The organism is Neptunomonas marina (assembly GCF_004005935.1).
Classification (GTDB): domain Bacteria; phylum Pseudomonadota; class Gammaproteobacteria; order Pseudomonadales; family Balneatricaceae; genus Neptunomonas; species Neptunomonas marina.
The window spans coordinates 37,761-62,983 of the sequence record NZ_SACQ01000005.1; the positions used below are offsets into that span (position 1 = coordinate 37,761).

General features: G+C 49.4%; 24 protein-coding genes and 2 tRNA genes. 21 read left to right on the forward strand and 5 right to left on the reverse strand.

The features are described from left to right. Positions 1–4: 4 nt before the first annotated feature. From surE to rpoS, 5 genes are read left to right on the forward strand one after another with little or no spacing between them, the layout of a single operon-like run. Positions 5–757, forward strand: coding sequence for a 5'/3'-nucleotidase SurE (gene surE / locus EOE65_RS11170; protein WP_127694409.1), 753 nt, complete (start codon positions 5–7; stop codon positions 755–757). Beyond that, complete coding sequence (locus EOE65_RS11175) at positions 754–1,419, forward strand: protein-L-isoaspartate(D-aspartate) O-methyltransferase (RefSeq protein WP_127694410.1); 666 nt, start codon at positions 754–756, stop codon at positions 1,417–1,419. The genes surE and EOE65_RS11175 overlap by 4 nt, the downstream gene beginning before the upstream one ends. A gap of 9 nt (positions 1,420–1,428) precedes the next feature. Continuing rightward, positions 1,429–2,370 (forward strand): polyprenyl-phosphate transporter, encoded by a 942-nt coding sequence (locus tag EOE65_RS11180; protein ID WP_240656975.1) that lies wholly within the window; start codon positions 1,429–1,431, stop codon positions 2,368–2,370. 7 nt (positions 2,371–2,377) lie between these two features. After that, on the forward strand, positions 2,378–3,277 hold the full coding sequence (locus EOE65_RS11185; RefSeq protein WP_127694411.1) for a peptidoglycan DD-metalloendopeptidase family protein: 900 nt from the start codon (positions 2,378–2,380) through the stop codon (positions 3,275–3,277). A gap of 43 nt (positions 3,278–3,320) precedes the next feature. Continuing rightward, positions 3,321–4,328, forward strand: coding sequence for an RNA polymerase sigma factor RpoS (gene rpoS / locus EOE65_RS11190; RefSeq protein WP_127694412.1), 1,008 nt, complete (start codon positions 3,321–3,323; stop codon positions 4,326–4,328). Between the two features lie 8 nt (positions 4,329–4,336). Here rpoS and fdxA read toward each other — a convergent pair whose 3' ends face one another. Continuing rightward, positions 4,337–4,660 carry a ferredoxin FdxA gene (gene fdxA / locus EOE65_RS11195; RefSeq protein ID WP_127694413.1) on the reverse strand — a complete coding sequence of 108 codons (324 nt, stop codon included), beginning with the start codon at positions 4,658–4,660 and terminating at the stop codon, positions 4,337–4,339. Positions 4,661–4,685: 25 nt separating this feature from the next. Next, the gene (gene mutS, locus EOE65_RS11200; protein WP_127694685.1) at positions 4,686–7,265 is read right to left on the reverse strand and encodes a DNA mismatch repair protein MutS; all 2,580 of its coding nucleotides are present in this window, start codon (positions 7,263–7,265) and stop codon (positions 4,686–4,688) included. Positions 7,266–7,630: 365 nt separating this feature from the next. Here mutS and EOE65_RS18335 point away from each other — a divergent pair, with 365 nt between their 5' ends. From EOE65_RS18335 to EOE65_RS11210, 3 genes are read left to right on the forward strand one after another with little or no spacing between them, the layout of a single operon-like run. After that, complete coding sequence (locus EOE65_RS18335; RefSeq protein ID WP_276317518.1) at positions 7,631–8,077, forward strand: transporter substrate-binding domain-containing protein; 447 nt, start codon at positions 7,631–7,633, stop codon at positions 8,075–8,077. Beyond that, on the forward strand, positions 8,038–8,388 hold the full coding sequence (locus EOE65_RS18340; RefSeq protein WP_276317519.1) for a type 2 periplasmic-binding domain-containing protein: 351 nt from the start codon (positions 8,038–8,040) through the stop codon (positions 8,386–8,388). Before EOE65_RS18335 ends, EOE65_RS18340 begins: the two co-directional genes overlap by 40 nt. Before the next feature lie 8 nt (positions 8,389–8,396). Continuing rightward, positions 8,397–9,212: an agmatinase family protein gene (locus EOE65_RS11210; protein WP_127694414.1), complete on the forward strand. Its 816-nt coding sequence runs from the start codon at positions 8,397–8,399 to the stop codon at positions 9,210–9,212. A gap of 5 nt (positions 9,213–9,217) precedes the next feature. Here the strand turns inward: EOE65_RS11210 and EOE65_RS11215 are convergent, their stop codons facing one another. Further along, the gene (locus EOE65_RS11215; RefSeq protein WP_127694415.1) at positions 9,218–9,652 is read right to left on the reverse strand and encodes an Lrp/AsnC family transcriptional regulator; all 435 of its coding nucleotides are present in this window, start codon (positions 9,650–9,652) and stop codon (positions 9,218–9,220) included. Between the two features lie 459 nt (positions 9,653–10,111). Between EOE65_RS11215 and pncC the strand changes: the two genes are divergently transcribed. From pncC to EOE65_RS11275, 12 genes are all read left to right on the forward strand, one after another. Then, complete coding sequence (gene pncC / locus EOE65_RS11220) at positions 10,112–10,588, forward strand: nicotinamide-nucleotide amidase (protein ID WP_127694416.1); 477 nt, start codon at positions 10,112–10,114, stop codon at positions 10,586–10,588. An 81-nt stretch (positions 10,589–10,669) separates the two neighbouring features. Beyond that, positions 10,670–11,710 carry a recombinase RecA gene (gene recA / locus EOE65_RS11225; protein ID WP_127694417.1) on the forward strand — a complete coding sequence of 347 codons (1,041 nt, stop codon included), beginning with the start codon at positions 10,670–10,672 and terminating at the stop codon, positions 11,708–11,710. An 84-nt stretch (positions 11,711–11,794) separates the two neighbouring features. Further along, positions 11,795–12,259 carry a regulatory protein RecX gene (locus tag EOE65_RS11230; protein ID WP_164847092.1) on the forward strand — a complete coding sequence of 155 codons (465 nt, stop codon included), beginning with the start codon at positions 11,795–11,797 and terminating at the stop codon, positions 12,257–12,259. Between the two features lie 176 nt (positions 12,260–12,435). Further along, complete coding sequence (gene alaS / locus EOE65_RS11235) at positions 12,436–14,988, forward strand: alanine--tRNA ligase (RefSeq protein ID WP_127694686.1); 2,553 nt, start codon at positions 12,436–12,438, stop codon at positions 14,986–14,988. A gap of 45 nt (positions 14,989–15,033) precedes the next feature. Further along, the gene (locus tag EOE65_RS11240) at positions 15,034–16,269 is read left to right on the forward strand and encodes an aspartate kinase (protein ID WP_127694419.1); all 1,236 of its coding nucleotides are present in this window, start codon (positions 15,034–15,036) and stop codon (positions 16,267–16,269) included. Positions 16,270–16,395: 126 nt separating this feature from the next. Continuing rightward, a complete protein-coding gene (gene csrA, locus EOE65_RS11245) occupies positions 16,396–16,584 on the forward strand; it encodes a carbon storage regulator CsrA (RefSeq protein WP_127694420.1) in 189 nt (62 codons plus the stop codon). Between the two features lie 81 nt (positions 16,585–16,665). Next, positions 16,666–16,755: transfer RNA gene (locus EOE65_RS11250), tRNA-Ser, on the forward strand. Between the two features lie 5 nt (positions 16,756–16,760). Beyond that, positions 16,761–16,837, forward strand: a tRNA-Arg gene (locus EOE65_RS11255). Positions 16,838–16,883: 46 nt separating this feature from the next. Beyond that, positions 16,884–18,344 (forward strand): tRNA uracil 4-sulfurtransferase ThiI, encoded by a 1,461-nt coding sequence (gene thiI / locus EOE65_RS11260; protein ID WP_127694421.1) that lies wholly within the window; start codon positions 16,884–16,886, stop codon positions 18,342–18,344. 259 nt (positions 18,345–18,603) lie between these two features. Further along, positions 18,604–18,840 carry an OadG family protein gene (locus EOE65_RS11265; protein WP_127694422.1) on the forward strand — a complete coding sequence of 79 codons (237 nt, stop codon included), beginning with the start codon at positions 18,604–18,606 and terminating at the stop codon, positions 18,838–18,840. 56 nt (positions 18,841–18,896) lie between these two features. Then, on the forward strand, positions 18,897–20,681 hold the full coding sequence (gene oadA, locus EOE65_RS11270) for a sodium-extruding oxaloacetate decarboxylase subunit alpha (protein ID WP_127694423.1): 1,785 nt from the start codon (positions 18,897–18,899) through the stop codon (positions 20,679–20,681). Positions 20,682–20,693: 12 nt separating this feature from the next. Further along, positions 20,694–21,998 carry a sodium ion-translocating decarboxylase subunit beta gene (locus tag EOE65_RS11275; protein WP_127694424.1) on the forward strand — a complete coding sequence of 435 codons (1,305 nt, stop codon included), beginning with the start codon at positions 20,694–20,696 and terminating at the stop codon, positions 21,996–21,998. A 94-nt stretch (positions 21,999–22,092) separates the two neighbouring features. On the opposite strand, the gene EOE65_RS11280 is transcribed toward EOE65_RS11275, so the two are convergent. Further along, on the reverse strand, positions 22,093–23,016 hold the full coding sequence (locus EOE65_RS11280; protein WP_127694425.1) for a histone deacetylase family protein: 924 nt from the start codon (positions 23,014–23,016) through the stop codon (positions 22,093–22,095). Between the two features lie 276 nt (positions 23,017–23,292). Here EOE65_RS11280 and EOE65_RS11285 point away from each other — a divergent pair, with 276 nt between their 5' ends. Continuing rightward, positions 23,293–24,897, forward strand: coding sequence for a response regulator (locus EOE65_RS11285; RefSeq protein ID WP_240656976.1), 1,605 nt, complete (start codon positions 23,293–23,295; stop codon positions 24,895–24,897). On the opposite strand, the gene EOE65_RS11290 is transcribed toward EOE65_RS11285, so the two are convergent. After that, positions 24,894–25,217, reverse strand: a complete 324-nt coding sequence (locus EOE65_RS11290) for a c-type cytochrome (RefSeq protein WP_127694426.1) — start codon at positions 25,215–25,217, stop codon at positions 24,894–24,896. The two genes, EOE65_RS11285 and EOE65_RS11290, sit on opposite strands and share 4 nt — an antisense overlap. Between the last annotated feature and the right edge of the window lie 6 nt (positions 25,218–25,223).

A 25,223-nucleotide genomic window follows, 5' to 3' on the forward strand; every position in this document is an offset into this window, starting at 1 on the left:
CCTTATGAAGAATATTCTAATCTCTAATGATGATGGCGTTTTTGCACCGGGTATTGAGGCTTTAGCCGCTACTTTGGCAAGCGTTGCCGCCGTGCAAGTCGTTGCACCTGACCGCAATCGCAGTGGCGCGAGCAATGCGCTGACGCTAGACCGCCCTGTGGAGGCACATCATCATACCAATGGTTTTGTGAGTTTAACGGGCACGCCAACCGATTGTGTCCACATGGGCGTGGCTGGGCTGTTTAGTGATGTACCGGATATTGTGATCTCGGGTATCAATGCCGGCGCGAACATGGGCGATGATGTGATCTATTCCGGCACCGTCGCAGCGGCTATGGAGGGGCGTGGTATGCGCTTGCCTCCGATCGCTGTATCGCTAGCGGGGAGCCATCCACAACACTACGATACTGCGGCGCAAATCGTTGCTGATCTTTTGTCGCACATCGATTCGTTGCCGCTCCCGCGCAGGGCTCTGTTGAATATTAATGTACCCGATCTGCCGTTAAGTGATATCAAAGGAATACATGTCACTCGTTTAGGGCATCGAGCAGCAGCCGGTAAACCGGTGGCGGCGGCTGACCCGCGCGGTAAAGTGCGTTACTGGGTGGCTGGTGCCGGAGATGCTGTGGATAAAGCACCTGGAACTGATTTTTATGCGATCGAGCAAGGTTTTGTTTCTATTACACCGATCCATATCGATATGACGCTCAATAGTGCAATGGATGATGTCGCCCAATGGTTGGAGGCTGTGTTATGAGCGACCTCACACTTCAAGGAATTGGGATGACGTCCCAGCGAACACGTGACCGATTAGTGGCGCGTTTACAGCAGCAAGGCATCTCCAACGAAGCGGTGCTGGATGTGATCGGCGCAACGCCGCGCCATATTTTTGTCGATGAGGCGCTGGCGCATAAAGCTTATGAAGATACTGCGCTCCCTATAGGTTTCAACCAGACGATCTCCCAGCCCTATATCGTTGCGAAGATGACAGAGGAATTACTTGCCTCTGGCCCGTTGGAAAAGGTACTCGAGGTGGGGACGGGCTCAGGGTATCAGACCGCTGTGTTATCGCTATTAGTTGAGCGAGTCTACTCAGTCGAGCGGATTAAGCCCTTGCAACAAAAAGCCAGCACCCGGTTTAAGCAGTTGGGCCTGCGTAATATCACGCTGCAGCATACTGATGGCGGGATGGGCTTAACATCTCACGCCCCTTACGATGGCATTATTGTGACAGCCGCTCCTGACGCCGTTCCAGCGGAGCTATACGCGCAACTGGCCATTGGTGGGGTCATGATTATACCTGTTGGTGGCGAGCAGCAAGAGTTGTTGCGCATTACGCGTATAGACGAGTCCCGTTATGATGAAGTGCGTATTGAAACAGTGAAGTTTGTCCCACTTTTGAGTGGCACAATTAGTTAGGAGAAGCTTTTGGAACAGAAGCAGCGCTCGATGCGGTCTTATTTGAGCATCGGTGGTAAAGGGATGATGATGGGAGCCGCTGATGCGGTACCGGGCGTATCCGGGGGAACTGTCGCGTTTATTACTGGCATTTACGAGGAGCTAATCCACTCCTTACGCCAAGTCGACCTGAGTGCGGCGAAGATCTTATTCAGTGACGGCCCTAAGGCGTTTTGGGCGCACATTAATGGCAGCTTCCTGTTAGCTCTGGTGGGCGGGATTATTTTCAGTCTGGCAAGCTTTGCGCATCTTATTGTTTATCTACTCGACACCTACCCAGAGATGCTTTGGTCTTTCTTTTTCGGACTGATCTTGGCGTCGACATGGAGTGTGATGCGCCATATCCCCCGCTGGGATATGAATACGCTCTCCTTCTTTATTCTAGGTACGCTAAGTGCTTATGTGGTCACCTCTATCAGTCCGACGCAAATTGAAGCGACCTCCTTGATGATCTTTCTCGCAGGCTCCATCGCTATTTGTGCGATGATACTTCCGGGTATATCTGGAAGTTTTATTTTGCTGATTATGGGGCTATATGGGCCTATTTTAGGCGCCGTTAAATCTTTTGACCTGCCCGTCATTCTCTTGTTTATGTCGGGGTGTGTGGTAGGGCTGCTAAGCTTTGTCCGTGTGCTAGATTGGCTGTTCTCGAACTACAAGGCGCTGACGCTTGCTGTATTGTCTGGTTTCTTGCTGGGGTCATTGAATAAGGTGTGGCCGTGGAAATACACGACGGCGTATACGGTTGACCGGCATGGCAAGGAAGTTCCTTTAGTGCAAGATAATATCTCGCCGTTTGCATATGAGGCGCTCACTGGGCAAAACTCCTTTATGGTGGCATCGCTGGTGCTGCTGATAGTCGGAATGGCACTGGTGCTGTTGCTGGATTCACGAGATACGCAAAGCGGCTAGTGTCTTCATGGGTCGAGCTAGATACGGATTAGTCTACGTTGCACTTCTTTCTGCCCTAGCTCTGCTTGGGGGGTGTTCCTCTGGTTACGCCCCTGTCTCTGACCGCTCTATTTCACAAAGCCGTAATGTCGAAATTGTAAGATCTCAACGTGATAGATCGAGTTCGGCAAAAACATATCAAGTGAAGCGTGGCGATACGCTTTATTCAATTGCGTGGCGTTATGGAAAGGATTATCGCACGCTCGCTAAAATCAACGGCATTGGTAAAAGTTATCGTATCTATTCTGGACAAGTAATTCGTTTAGAGCCGCAATCTACATCTTCAATTAAGCCAATATTAAGCAAATCTAATGTTAAGGTGGAAAAGGCTGAAGCGGATGGTGTTTTAGTGCCAGTAAATCAAAATAGCCGTTTTGATGATCCACCAGCAGGTGATAATCCACCTAACAAAGCCGTTAAAACTGAAACGGTAAATGTCAGTAAGCCCGCGGAAGTAAAGCCGCGTGCGGTCTCTGTAAAAAAACAAAATGCCGGAAAAATTACTTGGAAATGGCCCGCAAAAGGCCGAGTCCTCAGTGGGTTTTCTAACAAAGGGAGCCGTAATCGTGGCGTTAATATTGCCGGAAAACGCGGTGATCCGGTTTATGCAGCGGCGTCAGGAAAAGTTGTTTATGCGGGAAGCGGACTACTGGGTTATGGAAAATTGATCATAATCAACCATAACCAAGAATACTTGAGCGCATATGCACATAACAGTCGCATATTAGTAACAGAGAATGATAATGTTAACGTGGGAGATAAAGTTGCCGAAATAGGTAGGAGCGGTACAACACGGAATATGCTCCATTTTGAAATACGTAAGGATGGTAAACCTGTTAATCCGCTAAAGTTTTTGCCGAAACGGTAGATAAAGAAAATTATAATTAAAGCGACGTAAGGTGATGACAGTGATGACTAATATCGAAAAGAAAGACGTTGAAAGTGGTGAGGACTTACCGCTGGAGTCAGTAGATCAGGAGTTGTCAAACGAGCATCTGGAAGCTGAGTCACAGGACGACGATACCCCCGAGTTTTTAAACAGTGGTAGAGGCCGTGGAAGTCTGGCACATAAAGACTTGATGAACGCCAAGTCTTTAGATGCAACACAGCTCTATTTAAATGAGATTGGCTTCTCTCCATTATTGACTGCCGAAGAGGAGGTTTATTTTTCTCGCTTGGCACTGAAAGGAGATGAGAAAGCCCGCAAGCGTATGATCGAGAGTAACCTGCGCTTGGTTGTTAAAATATCCCGCCGCTACATTAATCGAGGTCTGTCGCTACTCGATCTTATTGAAGAGGGAAATTTAGGGCTCATTCGTGCTGTAGAGAAGTTTGACCCTGAACGCGGTTTCCGTTTCTCAACATACGCTACATGGTGGATCCGCCAAACGATAGAGCGCGCCATCATGAACCAAACGCGCACGATTCGTTTGCCTATCCACGTTGTCAAAGAGCTCAATGTCTACCTACGTGCTGCTCGAGAGCTGTCGCAAAAGCTTGATCATGAGCCAACCGCAGAAGAGATTGCAGCGCTGGTGGATAAGCCCGTTGAGAATGTGCAGAAATTGCTCGGTCTCAATGAGCGTGTGGCATCGATTGATATGCCAATGGGTGACTCTGACAAGCCAGTTATCGAAACAATAGCCGATAAAGAAACCTCTGATCCCGGTGTCTTGCTGCAAAACACTAATATCAGTGGCAACTTGAATAAGTGGCTAGATATGCTGCCTGAGAAGCACTCTGAAGTACTATCGCGCCGGTTTGGTTTGCGTGGCTATGAGATGAGCACGCTTGAAGAGGTCGGCAATGAGATTGGCCTCACGCGTGAACGTGTCCGTCAAATTCAAGTTGAGGCGCTACGTAAGTTGCGCGAGATCGTTGAGAAAAACGGCCTTTCTGGCGAAGATCTGTTGCGCTAAAAGACCGCTTACTTGATCAAAAAGGCGAGCTTACCGAGCTCGCCTTTTTTGTTCTCCGCATCTGGCATGGGCGCTTTACGCTCACTAATGTTTGGCCAGCGCTCTGCCAACTGCGCATTCAGATCGATAAAGATCTGCTGATCTTCTGGAATCTCATCATCTAGATAGATCGCTTCAGCTGGACATTCGGGTTCACATAGGCCGCAATCGATGCACTCATCAGGGTGAATCACCAGAAAGTTCTCACCCTCATAAAAGCAGTCGACTGGACACACCTCAACACAATCGGTGTATTTACACAGAATGCAGTTTTGCGTCACCACATACGTCATGGCTGGTCCTCCCCGTTGGGGTTAGCTACAAACGTTCTTTCAACGAATATAGCACTTCTAACGCTTCGCGGGGGGATAAGCTGTCAGGATCAATAGACGCCAATGTGTCGATCACAGGGTGAGGCGTTGTGTTGAAAAGGTCATTCTGCAAAGGAGGAGCCGGTGGTGCTTGATGTACGGTCACGGCTTCCTGCTCTAGCTGGACGAGCTTCTCTTGTGCGGTTGTGATTACATGCGACGGTACACCAGCCAGTTTAGCGACCTGTAAACCGTAGCTTTGGCTAGCTGGGCCATCTTGCACTTCGTGCATAAACACGATCGCATCATTGTGTTCAAGGGCTGTGAGGTGAGCATTAAAAACCCCTGCTTGCTGCTCAGGTAGCGCTGTAAGCTCGAAGTAGTGCGTTGCAAAGAGCGTAAACGCTTTGACTTGGCTCGCAAGGTGCTCGGCGGCAGACCATGCCAAAGAGAGTCCATCGAAGGTGCTTGTGCCGCGCCCTACCTCGTCCATCAACACCAAACTCTGTTCGGTGGCGTTGTGCAAAATATTGGCGGTTTCCGTCATCTCAACCATAAAGGTGGAGCGCCCACCTGCTAGGTCGTCGGAGGATCCCATTCGCGTGAAGATTCGATCCAAGATACCGATCTCTGCCGCTTGTGCAGGTACATAGCTACCAATATGAGCTAACAAGGCGATGAGCGCAGCTTGGCGCATATAGGTTGATTTACCGCCCATGTTCGGGCCAGTAATGATCAGCATTCTTCGTTCGGGATCTAAGATGAGATCATTGGCAACAAAGGGTTTATCGGTCACCGCTTCAACAACAGGATGGCGTCCTTGAGTGATGTGTATCTGTGGCGATGTGTGTAAGGTGGGTGCACAGAAGTTCAGGGTATGCGCGCGCTCCGCTAAGTTTGCCAACGTGTCTAGCTCGGCCAAGGCATTGGCTGAGTCTTGTAAGGCTGGTAAGTATGTTTGTAGCTGGGCAATCAGCGCATCATAAAGGTGTTTTTCACGTGCGAGTGCACGGCTTTTCGCGCTGAGCGCTTTATCTTCAAACGCTTTTAGCTCCGGCGTAATAAAGCGCTCGGCATTCTTTAGTGTCTGTCGGCGTATGTACTCCGCTGGTGCTTCAGCGGCTTGCAGTTTGCTGATCTCGATAAAGTAGCCATGTACGCGGTTATAGCCCACCTTTAGGGTGGATATGCCGGTACGTTCGCGCTCTCGAACTTCCATCTGTACCAGAAACTCGCCCGCATTCTCGCTCATATTACGCAGCTCATCGAGCTCGTCGTCGTAGCCTTCTGCAATAACGCCGCCGTCACGAATCACCACCGGTGGGTTATCCTTAATCGCGCGTTGTAACAGTGCTGCTTGGTCAGGAAACTCGCTGATCAGGTGGCTTAGCTGTTGAACTGCTGGGGGCTGTTGCTCTTTTTGCAGCAGCGTTTGCAGTATTGGTAGCTCTGCTAATGCATTACGCAATCGTTCGAGGTCGCGGGGGCGTGCGCTGCCTAAGCCCACTCGCGTGAGGATCCGCTCAATATCGCCGATACGCTGCAAAGGTTCGGCAAGCGCTTCATATAGATAGTCTTGTTGCAACCACTGAATAGCGGCTTGGCGGGCCGTCAATATTTTGAGGTCGCGCAGTGGGTTATTGAGCCAGCGCGTTAACATACGGCTGCCCATGGGGGTTGCTGTGCGGTCGAGTACACTGGCCAGCGTGTTTTCTTTACTGCCGGCGAGGTTCTGATCGATCTCAAGATTACGCCGTGTTGCCGCGTCTAAGATAACGGTTTCGCTACGTTGCTCAACCTGAAGGCGGCGAATATGCGGCAGTGCTGAGCGCTGAGTATCTTTAGCATACTGCAGTAGGCAGCCCGCAGCGCCGATAGCGCAATGTAGATCGGCACAGCCAAAGCCACTTAAATCTTTTGTGTCAAATTGCTGGCAAAGTAGGCGCTCTGCGGTATCGAACTCAAAGTGCCAAGGCGCTTGTGGCCGTGTACCTTGCCGCTCTTTAATCAGGTGAGCGATCGGTTGATCATCGTTGTATAAAATCTCCGCCGGTTTAAGACGCTCGATCTCTGCTAAAAGAGCCTCCTCTCCTTCCACCTCGAGCAACGCAAAACGGCCAATACTGATATCCATAATCGCCAGCCCCATCGTTTGGTCACGCTGATCGAGTGCAAGAATAATGTTGTCTCGTGAGGCATCCAGAAAAGCCTCATCGCTTAACGTGCCTGGCGTTACAATGCGTGCAACACGGCGCTCAACAGGCCCTTTGCTGGTGGCGGGGTCGCCAAACTGCTCACAGATCACCACCGACTCGCCGGCACGCACGATTTTGCCAATATAGGCTTCTGCTGCGTGATAGGGGATGCCAGCCATGGGAATCGGTTCCCCGCCTGACTTACCGCGGGCAGTCAGCGAGATATCCAAGAGTTGAGCGGCTTTTTTCGCATCATCATAAAACAGCTCGTAAAAGTCGCCCATACGATAAAAAACCAGCTGATCTGGGTACTCCACCTTGATTTTGAAGTACTGCTGCATCATCGGTGTATGTTCGGATTTTTGAGCGGTTTTGCTTGGCTTTTTGGTCATGATCTCTTTTGCTATCTGAGGTAACAGGCAGGCTCGATTAATACTTTTAATACCGCCTCCAACCAGTTGTACACGCATGTGATGCAACCTAATGGATGCGGCGAAAGCAAGCCGAACAGACTAACAAATCAGCCCCAAAATCGCTAATACCAAGAGCACTCTGGTGGTAATTTCAACGGGCAGTTTCCTCAAGATCACTCAGCCGTGGGCCATGGGATTCGGTGATCCTTACTAAGACAAGAGATTAAGAGGCTCAAGGTCGTCAGATCGACGACAAAGCGCCTAATAAACGTCAAGATGACGCTATTTATCGGCTATTGATCAGGAGAAACTGAAGACCCTATTTCAATCTGAGCGAGCCAGAGATGACAACACATGATAAGAAAAGCTTGATCGCCGCTTTAGGTGGATTACTGCTAGGTGCCACGGTACAGGCTAACGCCGAGACGATTCGCATTGCTATTGATGGTTCCTACGCGCCTTTTGCGGTGGTGGATAACGAGGGACAACTACAAGGCTTTGATGTAGATATCGCCAACGCCCTTTGTGAGCAGATGCAGGCGGACTGTGAGATCGTATCTCAACCGTGGGAAGGCATTATCAGCGGTTTAAAGGTGAAAAAGTTTGATGCCATTGTCTCCTCTATCTCGGTGACAGAAGAGCGCGCTCGGGCGGTCGATTTTTCATCCCACTATTACTCCAATGTACTGACCCTATTAGGCGCTAAGTCGCTGCAATTAGGAGCATTGCCGAGGCGATGTATGGCAGGGATGTGGGAGCTTATCGCTCTACGGTCTCTAGCCAATACCTAGAGGACAACTTTGCCGATAAGGTGAATATCAAGCTTTATGACAATCAGGAAAATGCCTATCTCGATTTAACCGCGGGCCGTATCGATTTGTTAGTCTCGGATAAATTCCCTGCTTGGAATTGGTTGCAGAGCAAAGAGGCGCAGGGTTTTGAGTTCAAAGGGGACGATATCGATATTCAAGACAAGGTTGCCGTGGCGGTGCGCAAAGGATCAAAGCTCAAAGAGGCGTTTAGCAAGGCGATAGCCGAGATTGTTGCCAATGGGCGCTATCAAGAGATCAACCAACGCTACTTCCCCTTTAGCATCTACTAGGAGCTGTGATGAAGTACCAAGGTGTGTCGGCGCTAGGGGTGCCACTGGATTTTAACTCTTCCCATTTGCGAGGGCCTGCAGAGGCTCCCCCCATTATTCGTCGTGTACTTAATAATGGCTCGGCTAATTTAACGTCTGAGTTAGGGCTGAATATCGGCCGCGATTCGCGCCTTCAGACGTTAGACGACCTTTGTTGGCAGAATGAGGCAGCCGCGTTTGATGCCATCAGTCAGGCCGCCCATGATTGTTATGCTCAAGGGCGCAAACTGCTGACGCTAGGCGGCGATCACTCGATCAGTTATCCGCTTATTAAGGGGCTACAGGCAGCGGGGCACCAAAATATAACGATCTTGCACTTTGATGCCCACCCAGACCTCTATGACGAGCTGTTGGGCAACCGTTACTCTCACGCGTGTCCGTTTGCTCGCATTATGGAAGCAGGATTGGCTGATCGTTTGATTCAAGTGGGTATTCGTACGCTAAACCAGCACCAGCGCGAACAAGCAGAGCGCTTTGGGGTGGAGATTCACGATATGCCCTCGTTAGTCTCTGGGCTACCTCAGTTGGATATTCAAGGGCCGGTGTATATCTCGATCGACCTAGATGCGCTGGACCCAGCTTTTGCTCCGGGGGTGTCTCATCATGAGCCCGGAGGGCTCTCGGTACGTGACATACTTAGTTTGCTGCAACAGCTGAAAGGACCAGTCATTGGTGCGGATTTGGTTGAGTACAATCCACGGCGTGATCTTAACGAAATGACAGCGATGGTATGTGCAAAGCTATACAAAGAGCTGGCGGGGCTATTGCTTAGAGACTGTGCCTAGCGCTTTTAGACCTCGCGGCGGAAAAATTCTCTAAGTACTATTGCCGATTCAGTGCTCTCAACCCCATTGAGCGCACTGACCTTCTCGATGACCCAATCCAATTCAGCCGTATCCTGAGTTCTTACCTCAAGCATGATATCGAAGCTGCCACTGATGGTTTCGCAAGCGTAAACTTGGCTAAAGCTTCCCAGCTGACGCAACACCGCTTGCTGTTGCGGTGCCTTAACAGTTATCGCGACGCGGCTTAGCAAGGCTGGGCGCTGCAACTGTGTGTTATCTAAGCGCACGTTATAGCCCTGAATAATGCCTTTTTGCTCTAGGCGCTTAATACGCTCATTGACCGTCGTACGAGCCAGATGCACTGCACGAGCGATCTCCGATGCAGGTATGCGGGCGTTTTCAGCCAGTAGTGAGAGGATCTTTTGGTCTTTGCTGTCCAATTACGTTCGTTCCAGCGCTGAGCTAAACAGAAGGCGCTCGGCTAGACCGGCGCCGCTTGGCTTACCATAAACCAAGTTGAGATTGAGCGCATCCACACTTCGAGCCTCCCCATTCGGAGCGGCTCGAAGTGGCGATATCGCCATCTCCTTAGGCGGCGCTCATAAAATGAAAAAGCGCTTTGACCTTGGCCAAGTTGTGCCGCTCTCTGAGGGGTTGCAGGCCACAATGATGGCGTTAGAGGGCGAGATAGCTTAATGCAATACGCATGTTATCTTCTTTTACGTTTCTATAAACGAGGCACCCATTAGCGAGGTATAAACAAGCTGATGGTCTGATCTAGTGATCTGATTGACGATATGGCGCCAGAAGCACTATAAAGTAGTCAGAGCTGGGGCTGGAAGGTTGATTCTGGCCTCAGGTGCTAGCACTTTACTAAAGCAAAGAGATAAGAGGATAACATGCTGAATCTTGCAGATCAGGTGGGTAAAGAGCTGATGGCTCGCGGAGCAAAACTGGCTACTGCGGAGTCGTGTACAGGAGGATGGGTAGCAAAGGCGGTAACCGAAGTTCCCGGCAGCTCAGCTTGGTTTGATTGCGGCTTCGTTAGCTACTCGAATACCGCTAAGCAGCGCATGCTCGGTGTTGATCCGCAGGTGTTAGAGCAAAGTGGTGCTGTTAGCGAAGCTGTGGTGGCACAAATGGCGGAAGGTGCCGTAGCGAACAGTGATGCTCATATCGCGGTAGCGATCAGCGGTGTTGCTGGCCCCACTGGTGGTTCTGATGAGAAACCTGTCGGTACAGTGTGGTTTGCGTGGGCGATTCAAGGCCATCCAACGGTTACTTGTTTGAGTTATTTTAACGGCGATCGGACCTCCGTTCGTGAGCAAGCGGTCGAGCAGGCGCTAGAGGGTGTTTTGGCATATATCCCTAAATAATCTGCTTGCATTCGAATTGGTATCTGCAATAATACTGTCCATCTATACAGTATTTGTCACCTCAGACTCAAAGGGTTGGAAATGGACGATAACAGAAAGAAAGCGCTTGATGCCGCTTTAAGCCAGATTGAGCGTCAATTCGGTAAAGGCGCTGTTATGCGCATGGGCGATCAGCCGCGTGAAGCGATCCCATCTGTATCGACGGGCTCGCTAGGCCTAGATATTGCGCTGGGTATTGGCGGTCTGCCATTCGGTCGTATTGTCGAAATTTACGGCCCTGAGTCTTCAGGTAAAACAACGCTAACACTGCAAGTTATCGCAGAAGCGCAGCGTGAAGGTAAGACATGTGCATTTGTCGATGCGGAGCACGCGTTAGACCCTAACTACGCAGAGAAGCTCGGGGTAGACGTGGACAGCTTGCTGGTATCCCAACCAGATACAGGCGAGCAGGCGCTTGAAATTACCGACATGCTGGTTCGCTCTAACGCTATTGATGTCATTATCGTTGACTCTGTGGCAGCGTTGACACCTAAGGCCGAGATCGAAGGTGAGATGGGTGACTCTCATGTGGGCTTGCAGGCGCGTTTAATGTCGCAAGCGCTACGTAAGCTCACAGGTAACGTTAAACAATCTAACTGCTTGTTGGTTTTCATCAACCAAATCCGTATGAAGATTGGTGTGATGTTTGGCTCACCTGAAACAACAACGGGTGGTAACGCGCTGAAGTTCTACGCCTCGGTTCGTTTGGATATCCGCCGTATCGGTTCTGTTAAACAGGGCGATGAGATCGTCGGTAACGAAACACGGGTGAAAGTTGTTAAGAACAAAGTGTCGCCGCCCTTTAAGCAGGCTGAATTTCAAATCATGTATGGTAAGGGTATTTACCGTATGGGTGAGGTTATCGACCTCGGTGTTCAGCATGGGCTGGTGGATAAGTCGGGTGCTTGGTACGCCTACAACGGCGATAAAATTGGCCAAGGTAAAGCCAATGCTTCACGCTACTTAGAAGAGCACCCAGAGGCAGCGCAAGCGATTGAAGGGGCGCTGCGTGAGAAGTTGCTGGGTTTGCCAACAGCTGCTACAGAAGATGAGGCGTCTGATGCGCCACAGCTTGACCTATAAGAGTTCCCCAAAGAGCGGCGTTAGTGCTGCTCTCATATTAGTCGGGCCGCATTGCGGCCCTTTTTGCGTTTAAAGGTTTGTCTTTTGAAATACCTTGAGTCTGAAAGTGAGCTACGTAAAGCGCTTATTGCACTGCTATCTCGCCGTGAATATAGCCGCGCTGAAATTGAGCATAAATACAGCAATCGCTGCGATGCAAAGTTATTGGCAGCGGTATTAGATGACTTTCATGAGGCGGGTTATCAAAGTGACCAGCGCTGTGCAGGCATGATTGTCCGCAGCAAAGCGCAACAAGGGTATGGCAAAATGCGTGTGTTACAGGACGCACGCCGGCGTGGAGTCTCTGATGACCTTATCGAAGACGCGCTTCGTGAGGAGGCGATCGATTGGTTCGAAAATGCACGTCGTGTTTATCGTAGTAAGTTTGGTATGCCCTTAAAGGATTACGATAGAAAAAGTTACGAAAAGCGGATGCGTTTTATGTTGTCTAGAGGCTTTTCTTTTGAAGAAATTAAATTCGCCACAGAATTTACTGATGAAGAGTGCTAATAGCTAACAAAATACTCACCAACCGTCCTCCCTTAGTCCATTAAAACTCGAACAATTTTTAACCGCGATATATACTAGGTCGCCATTTTGCTCGGCGTTTGAGTATCACCGCCTTGCAGAGCAAGTTTTATTAGGCATGTAACCATCCAGCGGAACGAACAATTCATATGAAATACATGACAAGTGCCGAAATTCGTCAGGCTTTCCTGAGTTATTTCCAAGAACAGGGCCATGAGGTTGTAGCGTCTAGCTCCCTTATTCCGGCAAATGATCCAACGTTGATGTTCACCAACGCCGGGATGGTGCAATTTAAAGATGTGTTCCTTGGCACCGATAAACGTAATTATAACCGTGCTACTACATCTCAGCGTTGTGTACGTGCTGGCGGTAAGCACAATGATCTCGAAAACGTAGGTTATACGGCGCGTCACCATACATTCTTTGAGATGCTGGGTAACTTCAGCTTTGGTGACTACTTCAAGCCAGAGGCGATTCGTTTTGCATGGACCTTCTTAACTGAGGTGCTTGGTCTCCCAAAAGAGCGTCTTTGGGTTACGGTTCACCACTCTGATGAGGAAGCTGAGCGTATCTGGAAAGAGGAAATCGGTGTAGATCCCGAGCGTTTCTCGAAACTAGATGAAGATAACTTCTGGTCAATGGGTGAAACTGGCCCCTGTGGTCCTTGTACTGAGATCTTCTTCGACCACGGAGCTGATGTATGGGGTGGCCCTCCAGGATCACCAGAAGAGGACGGCGATCGCTACATTGAGATCTGGAACGTGGTCTTTATGCAGTATAACCGTGATGCAGAAGGCAACATGACTCCGTTACCAAAGCCATCGGTTGATACCGGTATGGGCTTGGAGCGTATCGCTGCAGTGATGCAAAACGTGCATTCCAACTATGAAATCGACCTCTTCCAAAACCTTCTCAAGGCGACAGCGCAAGCGGTGGGTAACGATGATACGAGTAACAAATCGTTACGTGTAATCGCTGACCACATCCGCTCCTGTGCATTTTTGATCATCGACGGTGTCGTGCCTTCGAATGAAGGTGCAGGTTACGTATTACGCCGGATTATCCGCCGCGCGGTACGTCATGGTAACAAGATGGGAGCTAACGGCCCATTCTTCCACAAGTTAGTAAAAGCACTGGCCGATGAGATGGGTGCTGCTTATCCAGAGCTTATTTCGCAGCAGGCACGTGTTGAGAACGTGTTGCTGAAAGAGGAAGAGCAGTTCGCCAAAACGCTAGATCACGGAATGCGTATTCTGCAGGAAGCCATTGATGGGTTAGAGGGTACGGTGATTCCAGGTGAAACAGTATTTAAGTTATACGACACCTACGGCTTCCCGGCAGACCTCACAGCCGACGTGGCGCGTGAGCACGAGCTGACGCTAGATATGGAGGGCTTCGAGCGCGAAATGGAGGCGCAGCGTGCGCGAGCTCGTGCTGCTGGTAAGTTCTCTGTTGATTATAACGATGCCATCCAGTTAGACGGTGAGACCCTCTTCACAGGTTACGAAGCACTGCATGGCGATGCTGCAAAAGTTGTTGCGCTGATCAAAGGCGGTGAAGAAGTCGGTAACTTGAATGCGGGTGATGATGGTTTAGTCGTACTGGATAACACCCCCTTCTATGCCGAGTCAGGTGGTCAGGTCGGGGATACTGGAACGCTGCAAAACGGCTCCATGAGCGCTCAGGTGACGGACTGTACAAAGGAAGGTAAGAATAACCTCCATCATGTTCACATTGAGTCTGGCTCGATCGCTGTGGGTGACAGCGTTGCTGTTCAAGTGGATGAGGCACGCCGTCATGCGATCGCTTTGAACCACTCCGCGACGCACCTACTCCATGAAGCACTGCGCGTCGTTCTAGGCGACCATGTTCAGCAGAAAGGCTCCTTGAATGATGACAAGCGTTTGCGCTTTGACTTCTCTCACTTTGAAGCTGTGACACGTGAGCAGCTCGCTGAAGTTGAACAACTGGTAAATGATCAGATTCGCCAAAACTCCCCTGTAGTCACTGAAGTCATGGGAATCGACGCGGCGAAAGAGAAGGGCGCTCAGGCTCTGTTCGGCGAGAAATACGATGATGAAGTTCGTGTTTTGACCATGGGCGATGGTTTCTCGATTGAACTATGTGGTGGCACGCACGCTGAGCGTACCGGCGACATCGGCTTGCTGACGATTGTATCTGAAGGCGGTATTGCATCAGGTGTACGTCGGGTAGAAGCTGTGACCGGCGCGGCTGCATTAGCACACTTTGCTCAGGTTCAAGCGGAGCTCGAGGCAAAACTGAACGATCAGCAGGCAAAAGGCCGTCAGCTAGAAAAAGAGATTGAACAGCTTAAAGGCCAGTTAGCTGCCGCAAAAGGCGCTGATCTGTTGGGGCAGGCTGTTGAGGTTAATGGTATCAAATTGCTAGCAGCCCAGCTTGATGGCGTGGAACCTAAAGCGTTGCGCGACACGATTGATCAGCTCAAAAACAAGCTTGGCTCTGGTGTTGTTGTGTTGGCGACTGAAGCCGAAGGTAAGATCAGTTTGGCAGCAGGCGTAACTAAAGACCTAACAGGCCGTGTTAAAGCGGGCGATATTGTGCGTGATTTGACGGGAAAGATCGGCGGTAAAGGCGGTGGTCGTCCTGATTTTTCGCAAGGTGGCGGTACCGATAGCGCAGCGCTAGCGGGTGCTTTGGAAAGTGTTAAAGAGATCGTTGCAAATAGTTAGCGGTAATAGGGCTGGCTGAGCCAGCCGATGGAGACAAAAAGACAAATGGCTCTGTATGTACAGAAGTATGGTGGAACATCCGTTGGGTCTGTCGAGCGCATAGAGGCGGTCGCTGATAAACTCAAAAAGTTCAAAGACCAAGGGCATGACTTGGTCGTTGCGGTTTCGGCCATGAGCGGCGAGACCAATCGCCTGATTTCGTTAGCGAAAGAGGTTCAAGAGACGCCGAGTCCTCGCGAAATGGACGTGCTTGTCTCAACAGGTGAGCAAGTGACCATTGCGCTATTGTGTATGGCGCTGGAAAAACGAGGCATTCCTGCGCGTTCTTACACGGGCTCTCAAGTACGAATCTTGACGGATAGTGCGCATACTAAAGCACGAATTCAAGATATTGATGTCGAACGTATTCAAGGCGACTTAGCGCAAGGGCGCGTCGTCGTAGTGGCGGGTTTCCAAGGCGCGGATGCTGAGGGGAATATCACTACGTTAGGCCGTGGTGGCTCGGATACGACAGGCGTTGCGCTTGCTGCAGCGTTGAAAGCGGATGAGTGCCAGATCTACACCGATGTTGATGGTGTATACACGACCGACCCGCGTGTCGTTGAAGGTGCATGTCGTTTAGAGCGCATCACTTTTGAAGAGATGCTTGAGATGGCAAGCTTGGGGTCAAAAATTTTGCAAATTCGCTCTGTCGAGTTTGCGGGCAAATACAAAGTGCCACTGCGTGTCTTATCAAGCTTTGAAGAAGGCCCAGGAACGCTGATTACGATAGAGGAAGAAGAAACAGTGGAAAAACCAGTTATTTCCGGTATTGCATTTAACCGTGATGAAGCAAAGCTAACGGTGTTGGGTGTTCCTGATATTCCGGGTGTTGCCTCTAAAATTTTAGTACCGGTCAGTGATGCGAATATCGAAGTGGATATGATTGTGCAGAATATTGCTGCCGATCAAACGACTGACTTCACCTTCACTGTACACAGAAATGACTATAATAAAGCTGAAGAAGTGCTTCGTGCGGTCGCGACTGAGCTAGAAGCCCGTGAAGTGGTGGGCAACAATAAGATTGCTAAGGTCTCGATCGTTGGCGTTGGAATGCGATCACATGCAGGTGTAGCGAGCAAAATGTTTGACGCGCTAGCAAAAGAGGGGATCAACATTCAGATGATCTCAACCTCTGAGATTAAGGTGTCAGTAGTTATCGCAGAGAAGTATCTTGAACTAGCGGTGCGTGCGTTACACTCAGCATTTGACTTGGATAAAGTTGATACTGTCAGCGAATGACGACGTTACGTAATTGGTCTATAGTAGTAGACTTGGTAACTGCTTTGTCATGAAGCGTCTGAGCAAGCGTGGATGTGCTTGCTCATTCGTTTTGGTGGTATCAAGGGAAGATTAGGAGATCCTAGAATGTTGATTTTAACTCGCCGAGTCGGCGAAACTTTGATGGTCGGTGACGATGTCACAGTGACTGTACTTGGTGTTAAAGGTAACCAAGTGCGTATTGGTGTAAATGCCCCTAAAGATGTCTCAGTGCATCGTGAGGAGATCTACCAGCGTATTCAGCGCGAAAAAGGTGAGTCTGAACGACAGGACTAACTTTTTGTTACTAAACTGGTTTTTTTTGAAAATAAAGCTTTCTTTTTAAAAATCAGTTTAGTATAGTACGCGCCGTTGATTGGTGAGATGGCCGAGTGGCTGAAGGCGCGCCCCTGCTAAGGGCGTATAGGGGAAACTCTATCGAGGGTTCGAATCCCTCTCTCACCGCCATTTACGCGCCCGTAGCTCAGCTGGATAGAGTACCTGGCTACGAACCAGGCGGTCAGAGGTTCGAATCCTCTCGGGCGCGCCACTCCCCCTCCTTTCTTAGATCAATTTTCAATTAAGTCTAAATCGTCATGAAATTTATCGTTAAGCTTTTCCCTGAGATTACGATCAAGAGCCGTCCTGTTCGACGCCGCTTTATTCAGCGTCTCCAAAGTAATCTTCAGATTCTTCTAAAGCGCATCCACCCTAAGGTTACGGTGAGTGGGTTCTGGGATAAGATTGAGGTCGTTGTGCCTGAGTCGGCTTCGATGTTGGAAGTTGATGCGGTGGTCGAGACGATGAAGATGACTCCGGGTATTGCTCACTTCTTAGAGGTGGCCGAGTATCCGCTCGGGTCATTCCATGATGTTTTTGAAAAAACGCTGCCAGTTTATCGCGATAGGATCGAAGGTAAGACGTTCAAAGTGCGCGTGAAGCGCACCGGTGACCATGACTTCACATCGGTTGATGTGGAACGCTATGTTGGCGGTGGGTTGCTGCAGCATGCTCAGCCATTGAGAGTTGATGTCAGAAAGCCTGAGGTTTTCGTTGATCTTGAGATTAAGAATGAAAAACTCTTTATCGTTGAAAAACAGCATAAGGGGCTTGGTGGATATCCGCTAGGTTCTCAAGAGCCGGTACTTTCGCTGATATCAGGAGGATTTGATTCCGTTGTTTCCTCCTACATGACGATGCGCCGTGGCGCTAAAACTCACTTCCTGTTCTTTAACTTAGGCGGAAAGGCGCATGAGGTGGGTGTTAAGCAGGTTGCGCTGCAGCTTTGGCAGAGTCTTGGTGCTTCTGCGCGAGTTAAGTTCGTAACCGTGCCTTTTGAGGAAGTGGTGGGTGATATTCTTCAGAATGTGCATCACTCTCATATGGGGGTTGTGCTTAAGCGTCAGATGATGCGAGCGGCAGAGCGTGTAGCCGATGAGATGAAAATTGACGCGATTGTTACGGGTGAGAGTATTGCCCAAGTTTCGAGTCAAACGATCCCTAACCTAAATGTGATTGATCGTGCGACGGATAAGCTCGTAGTGCGCCCTTTAATTACGGTAGATAAGCCAGAAATCGTTGAACTCACCAAGCGATTAGGCTGTTTCGATATTGTTAAGATGATTCCAGAGTATTGTGGTGTTATCTCAGATCGTCCGACAACGCGAGCTAAGTTATCACGTGTGCTGGAGGAGGAGTCTCAGCTAGACGAAGAAGTTCTGGATCGTGCGATCAGTCAGTGCAAGGTGATCAAGATTGATGATATTGCGAAGAATTTAGATATTGAAAGTGATATCGAGGCGCTGAGCAAAGTCTCTGAGAATCAGGTTGTTGTCGACATTCGTGCTCCTTTAGAAGTGGAGCGTAAGCCGCTCAATATGCCAGGTTGTGACGTTCAGGTGATACCCTTCTATGAGCTTGAGAGCAAGGTTGCTACGCTTGATAACAGCAAGGAGTATCTGCTGTATTGTGATAAAGGTGTTATGAGCTCTTTGCATGCGCAAAGCTTGCAAGAAAAAGGTTATCTCAATATTAAGGTGTATCGTCCCTTAGTCTAATGTGCCCACCCTCACTCTCCTTGGTGAGGGTTTCCTAACTCTTTGATTTAGATAGAGTATCAAATTGTCGACAATTTCTTTGTTGACGTCTATTTATTGACCTGTGTTTCCCATCTTAAGTTGCCCCGCTGGCCTATTTGCGGTTTAATTGCTATGTCGCAAAAACTGCATTTGTGGTCATATTCCCTAAATTCAGGGAAATTAGATACTAAATTGCAGAAAGCGAGCATTTTTTATTAACAACTAGGAGCTGCCGCAGATGGATAATCTGTTATCAGAGGGCCTCACGCTGATGGTCTTTGGTATGGGCTTTGTTTTTGTGTTCCTAACTTTGTTGGTTGGAATTACGACTGGGATGTCGAAGTTGGTGACGAAATATGAACCAGCACCCCAGCCTAAGGCTGCGAAGCCGGCACCTGCTGCCGCAGCGCAAAGTGGGAATAACGATGAGCTTGTTGCTGTTATATCAGCAGCTGTTCATAAATATCGTTCATAAGAAACGATTAGCAACTATAAATTCGTGCACTATTATCGACAGAAGGCCTTTTACCCATGTCCGATGCTAAGAAACCGCTTGGTATAACTGATGTAGTACTGCGAGATGCACATCAGTCTCTCTTCGCTACGCGTATGCGTATCGATGACATGTTACCTATCGCTGAAAAGCTGGATAAAGTCGGCTACTGGTCCCTAGAAAGTTGGGGCGGAGCGACTTTTGACTCCTGTATTCGTTTTATCGGCGAAGATCCTTGGGATCGCATTCGCGAACTAAAAGCTGCAATGCCGAAGACTCGACAGCAAATGTTGCTGCGTGGTCAAAACTTGCTTGGTTACCGTCACTATGCTGACGATGTGGTAAACAAGTTTGTTGAGCGTGCAGCTAAAAACGGCGTAGATGTATTCCGTATCTTTGATGCCATGAACGATCCTCGTAACCTTGAAACAGCCATTCGCGCTGTTAAAGCGACAGGTAAGCACGCTCAAGGTACGATCTCTTATACCAAGAGTGCTGTACACACCAACGACATGTGGGTTGAGTACGCTAAAACGCTTGAGGATATGGGCGCCGAGTCTATTGCTATCAAAGACATGTCTGGCATCCTAACGCCTTACGATGCATTTGATCTGGTTTCCCGTTTGAAAGCGCAAACTGATCTCGAAGTTCAACTGCATGCGCACGCAACGTCGGGCCTTTCGGATATGACTATTCTGAAGTCTGTCGAAGCCGGAATTGACCGCGTTGATACGGCAATCTCTTCAATGTCGATGACTTATGGACATACGTCTACCGAGTCAGTTGTAGCTGCATTACAAGGTACGGATCGCGAGACAGGTTTGGATCTTGAGTTACTTGAAGAAATTGCAGCTTATTTCCGCGACGTACGTAAAAAGTATGCACAATTCGAAGGTTCTTTGCGTGGAACTGACTCCCGTATCCTGATCGCTCAGGTGCCTGGAGGCATGCTGACGAACATGGAAAACCAGCTTCGTGAGCAAGGTGCTTCTGATAAGTTTGATGAAGTACTGGCTGAGATTCCGCGTGTGCGCGAAGATTTGGGCTTGATTCCTCTGGTAACGCCAACATCTCAAATCGTTGGTACTCAGGCAGTTATCAATGTCTTGATGGGGGAGCGTTACAAAACGATCTCCAAAGAAGTGCAGGGTATTCTGAAAGGTGAATACGGCGCTGCGCCAGCGGCTTACAACGCAGAGCTGCAGGCCCGTGTTTTAGATGGTGCTGAGCCGATCACTTGCCGTCCTGCTGATTTGCTTGATTCGGAAATGGACAAGCTAGTTGATGAACTAAAAGCGGTGGCGAGTGAGAAGGGTATTACTCTGACTCAAGGTGAGAACGAAATCGACGATGTACTCACTTATGCTCTATTCCCGCAAGTCGGACTCAAGTTCCTTGAGAACCGCAATAATCCTGATGCGTTCGAACCTGCCCCTACTCTAGAGGATGCTAAAGCTATGGCTGCGCCGAAAAATACTGGTCCAGAAGTCTACACAATCACTGTTAATGGTCAGAACTATGTTGTTCAAGTGGCTGAAGGTGGTGATGTTTCTTCAATCTCTGCAGCACCTGCTCCAGCAGCAGCGCCAGCAGCTGCTCCTGCTGGTTCAGGCGAGCCTGTAGCTGCGCCGTTGGCAGGTAATATTTGGAAGGTTCAGGTTTCTCAGGGCCAAGCTGTTCAAGAAGGTGACGTATTGGTCATTCTTGAGGCGATGAAAATGGAAACTGAAGTGCGTGCTGCAAAAGCAGGTACTGTTACATCCGTTGACGTCAAAGAGGGCGATGCGGTTCAGGTCGGCGATACGCTCCTGACGCTAGCTTAAGAGGTTTTTTGGATGGATAAGGTTCTAGAGCTTTGGTACGCATCAGGTATTTATAACCTGGGCGGTGGCCAACTGGTGATGATCATCGTTGGTTTGCTGCTGTTGTACCTGGCAATTCGGAAAAACTTTGAGCCATTGCTACTCGTACCCATCGGTTTTGGTGGCATCTTGGCGAATATTCCTGAAGCGGGCTTAGCTTTCTCTGCGGTAGAGAACGCTATCCACTTTGCGAAGCCTGAGGTGATGGCAACATTAGCCAATACGCTTGGCGTATCTGGTACGGTTGATGCTCATGCATTACTTGAGGCTTACCACACTTCCAATGCGAGTACTCATGCAGCTGCAACGCTAGCGGCAAATGACTACGGCTACAGTAGCGGCATGCTTTACAACTTCTACACAGTTGCTATCGCTTCTGGTGCTGCACCACTAGTCATTTTCATGGGTGTTGGCGCAATGACCGACTTTGGTCCGCTGTTAGCCAACCCCAAAACGCTATTCCTAGGTGCGGCTGCTCAGTTTGGTATCTTTGCCACTGTGCTGGGTGCCGTTGGCCTGTCTGCGATGGGTTTGATGGATTTCTCCATCCAAGATGCGGCAGCGATTGGCATTATCGGTGGTGCTGATGGCCCAACTGCGATCTATGTCGCGAGCTTGTTGGCGCCACAGTTGCTTGGTGCGATCGCGGTAGCAGCGTACTCTTATATGGCACTGGTTCCTTTGATTCAGCCGCCTATTATGCGTGCGCTAACAACTGAATCAGAGCGTAAGATCTCAATGGTTCAGCTGCGTCATGTATCAAAAACAGAGAAGATTCTTTTCCCGATTCTACTGTTGGTACTGGTAGCTCTGTTACTGCCGGATGCAGCTCCGCTGCTGGGTATGTTCTGTTTCGGTAACTTGATGCGTGAGTGTGGTGTGGTAGATCGCCTTAGCGATACTGCTCAGAATGCTCTGATCAATATTGTTACCATCTTCCTAGGTCTGTCAGTCGGCTCTAAGCTTTCAGCTGACAAGTTCTTGGATGTGCAGACGTTAGGTATTCTTATCCTCGGTATCGTTGCATTTGGCATTGGTACTGCGATGGGGGTATTGATGGCGAAGCTACTTAATAAGCTGGAAGGCGGTAATGCAATTAACCCGCTTATCGGCTCTGCTGGTGTTTCCGCAGTACCTATGGCTGCGCGTGTTTCTAACAAGCTTGGTTTAGAGGCGAACCCTCAGAACTTCCTGCTTATGCACGCAATGGGTCCAAACGTGGCTGGTGTTATCGGTTCTGCGGTAGCAGCGGGCGTTATGATTAAGTTTGTTGGCTAACTTGCTAGCTATAAATAAAAAGGCTGCCTCTTGGCAGCCTTTTTTGTTTCTTATTTAAGCTCAGCTTACTGTTGGTTATTAAATACTAAGTTGTTCAATAGCCGACCAGTGTTTCTAAGTGAGCTTCCACGCTGAATGCCAATGCAACAGGGTTATATCCACCCTCTAATACCGATACTATTTTACCGCCACTATAGGTGCGCGCCACGTCCATCAGTAGCTTTGTAACCCAGCGGTAGTCCTCTTCATTTAGGTTAATATCGGCCATTGGGTCTTCATGGTGTGCATCAAAACCCGCTGAAATGAAGATAATGTCCGGTTTATGGTTTTGAAGCGCTGGAAGCCAGTTACTCTCCACCATGTTACGGAAAAATTTGCTGTCGCTGTGTGCAGGCATTGGACAGTTGACAATATTTTGTCTGCTGATGTCGGTATAGCGTTCAGGGTAGTAAGGGTGCTGAAAAGTGGAACATACCAGAACTTCTGGGCGATCCTTAAATATATCGACAGTGCCGTTACAGTGGTGTACGTCAAAATCGACAACTGCGACGCGGTTAACCGAGGGGTGCTCGAGCGCTTGCATTGCACCTATCGCCACATTATTAAAGAAGCAGAAGCCCATGGCGGCATTATGCTCAGCATGATGGCCGGGTGGGCGAACAGCGCAGAAGGCGTTATCGGTCTTGCCTGCAAGTACGCGGTTGGTGGCTAAAATGGCAGACCCTGCAGCTAGGCTTGCCGCATGAAGAGAATCAGGGCATAGGGCTGTATCTTCATCAGCGTAAAAGACGCCCTCGCTGGGTAGTTTCATCTCTAGGCGCTTTTGATGTAAGTCTGCGTGCGCTAGCGCAATTTGGTCGCGTGTGACGTGTACCGACTCCATGCACTCCATATGCTGGATAAGTCCAGTCCGTTCGAGCACTTTGCGGATTGCCAGTAGGCGAATAGGGCTTTCTGGGTGCTCTGGCCCCATATTATGAAGCCCGCAATCATCATGCGTAATAAAAGTGGTCGCCATTTCCTTCTCGCTTTATATTTTTATTCCAGTTTAAAGGAAAGGTAGTGATATGCTCGCTTAGCATAAAGTATAAGATTTCACTTTGTAGAGTGTTTTTTGATCTGCATCATGGGGCTAGATGAGGGGCAATTATAGTATGCACCTACAGCATAGAACTGTATTAAACACCGTGCGGTCACCCTCGCCGGTGTTTTTTTTTGCATGTAATTCCTTTCCGCTGCCTGTACTAGCCTTTTATACTAAGAGGGAGTTTTTGCACAAGGCGGTGTCTCCTCGGTGAGCCTATTTACTATCGACTATTCAGACAAGCAGGTGCTCTTGATTGAGAGTAGTGGCAACATGCGCGCCACCATTGTTTATATGCTTCGTCAGTTGGGCGTGTCTAATATCCATGCTGTCACGATTAATGATCAGTTGATGGAGCTTATTCAGGAAGAAGCCTTTGATATTGTGCTGCTTGGACATAACGCGAGTGACTCTTTTAGCGGTATGCAAATTCTTGAGGAGTGTCGTTTTCGGGGTTTTATGAAGGCTTCGTCCTGTTGGGTGTTTATGACCAGCGACTCTTCCCAAGAGGTCATTCTTCACGCCATTGACTCTAAGCCAGATGTGTTGATCACCAAGCCGTTTTCTATGGATGAGCTAAAGGCTCGGTTAGATTTAGTCATGTACCGTAAGCTATCGCTGGTTGAAGTTGATGAGGCAGTGAGCCGCGGCCAGCTAGATCGCGCTGTTAAGCTATGTGATCGCGTTGAGCTAGCCGGCAAAAATTACGATTACGTGCAGCTCGTGAAAGGGCGGTTATTGCTGGAGATGGGGCGCTTCGAAGAGGCCGAGCACTTTTTCAAGTACCGCTTCGTGCATCTCAGTGAGAAGGAGAGTGGATTGTGCTTGGCTGAAGCCCTGATTGGCCAGGGTAAGCTACAGGAGGCTAGTGAGCATTTAGGCGAGTTGCTTAGCCACTTCCCTTTATTAATGGCTGCTCACGATCTTTACGCGAAAGTGAAAGAGTCGATGGGGGAGATGGAAGAAGCACGTCTTGCGCTGCGAGATGCCACGCAGAAGAGCCCATTGAGTATTCCTCGGCATATGGAGCTTGGACGTGTTTCGGTATACAGCAACTCGCTAGACGTTGCTGATCATGCCTATCGGAAATCAATATCGCTAGGTAAGCATAGTTGCTATCGCTCGCCGGAGCCGTTTCTTCGGTTGGCTAATGTGAAGCGCCTGCAGATGAAAAACTCCTCAAATGATGAGGCGATCAAACTCCATAATCAGCTCGATGAAATACTTAATCACGTTACCTACCGATACCCTGACGATCCAGCTGTTCGGTTAGAGGCGGAGCTGCTGCGAAGTGAGCTCGAGAGAGATTTAAATAACCCCGAAGAGGCTAAAAGGCACCTGCAAAAGGCGGTGGTTTACGCGAAGCAGATGGAGGCGCCTGTGGATATTGATGAGCAGCGGCGCATCGTGAAGGGAGAGCCGTTGCCGAAGTCTACGGAAGATGTGGCGGATGTCGCGCGTGCCGCTGCGGTTAAACATGATCCAGAGATGAGTATGCGAGTGAATCGCCTAGGAGTGAAGCACTACCTTGCTGACAAAGCGGCTCAGGCGATTCGTTATTTTGGTCTGGCAATTGAGCATGACCCCAAGAACACGAAAGCCTTGTTGAATTTAGCACAGCTTTTTTTGGAATCAGCAAAGCAAGAATCTGCGCGTCGAGATGAGCGTTTGAAAATGGTGAGTCGATACCTAAAGCTGACCGAGCGGATGCCACTCGAACCCGCTGAGCGAAGTAAATTGCTCTTTCTCAAGCAGAGTTTAGCTTTACCGTTGGAGGAGCTACCCTCGGGTAGCTTGGGGGCGCTGCTGCGTTAGTTGCGCCTGAGTTGGTTAGAGACATATCCTGCGATCATTTTTGCCTCATCAAGCTTCATTCTAGGAAAGGTTGGCATTCGGCTATGAGTACGTCCGTAGTAGATAAGCTGTAAAATCTGCTTTTCAGTGAGCCGGGTGTGTTTAGCTGACGGAACGCCTTTTAGAAAGTTACCTCCGCCACTCGATTTGTGGCAGCTGGCGCAGTATTTGAGGAAGAGTTGCTCGCCGTTGCGGCCGCCTGTTTCGGGCTCTGTACATGCGCTAAGCCCCGTTATGGCGACAATAACCATAGCAACAGAATAGTGACGTGGAGTTTTCATGCTGAG